1 protein-coding gene and 1 pseudogene are annotated in these 896 nt (G+C 70.6%); one reads left to right on the plus strand and one right to left on the minus strand.

Annotated features, from left to right (window positions below; genetic code table 11):
* A partial coding sequence (locus STRIP9103_RS29895) for a TOPRIM nucleotidyl transferase/hydrolase domain-containing protein (RefSeq protein WP_048821242.1) occupies window positions 1-506 on the plus strand: 506 nt, incomplete at its 5' end.
* Here the strand turns inward: STRIP9103_RS29895 and STRIP9103_RS53570 are convergent.
* Window positions 507-896: pseudogene (locus tag STRIP9103_RS53570) on the minus strand (hypothetical protein); the annotation flags it as partial.

Genomic DNA, 896 nt, shown 5'->3' on the forward strand with positions numbered 1-896 from the left:
TCGAAGGGCGGAGTGACGTCGCGGCGGTCAACGCGCTGGCAGAGAGCCGCGGCCGGAACCTGGCGGCCGAAGGGATCTGCGTCCTGTCGATCGGCGGTGCGATGAGCGTCGGGCGCTACGCCCGACTTCTCGGTTCACCCGGCCTGGGCCTCCGCCTCACGGGACTGTGCGACGAGGCGGAGCGTCCCTACTACGCCCGCGGCTTCGAACGGGCCGGTGCGGCACAGCAAGGCTTCTTCGTCTGCGCGGCGGACCTGGAAGACGAGCTCATCCGCGCGTTGGGCGTGACACGGGTGGAGGAGCTCGTCCGGGAGGAAGGCGACCTGCGTGCCCTGCAGACCTTTCTGCGCCAGCCCGCACAGCGGGGCCGCGCCCCACAGCAGCAGTTCAGGCGCTTCTTCGGAACGAAGAAGGGACGCAAGATCCACTACGGCCGTGTCCTCGTCCAGGCCCTCGACCCCGACCGCGTCCCAGCCCCACTCGAGGGTCTGCTCTCCAGCCTCTGATCAGTGGGCGACGTCGATCCCGGCAGAAGGCGACACGCATCCCAGCCCCGGCGGTCTCCGGTCGGGCGGTCGGGCGGTCAACCTGCGGTAGCAGATCAGGGCTGCGGCGATGCCGGCGAACGCCAGGAAGTGTTCGGCCTCGCGTTCGTAGCGGTGGTGCGGACGACGGCATCCGGGCAGCAACGCCACCGTGCGCTCCACGGTCCAACGGTGACGGCCGAGCCGTTGGGAGGAGTCGATGCCCTGCGCGCGATGTGCGGTGGCGGTGGCCGCGCCGCTCAGCAAGGCGGACGTGAAGGTGTGTATCCGGGCCCCGGGCGCCGGGAAAGGGCACCAGGCGCCGCGGGGAGGTGAGGACAAGATCGCTCCCACCGGCATTCCGTTCAGGGC

It is taken from the genome of Streptomyces ipomoeae 91-03 (genome assembly GCF_000317595.1).
GTDB lineage: Bacteria > Actinomycetota > Actinomycetes > Streptomycetales > Streptomycetaceae > Streptomyces > Streptomyces ipomoeae.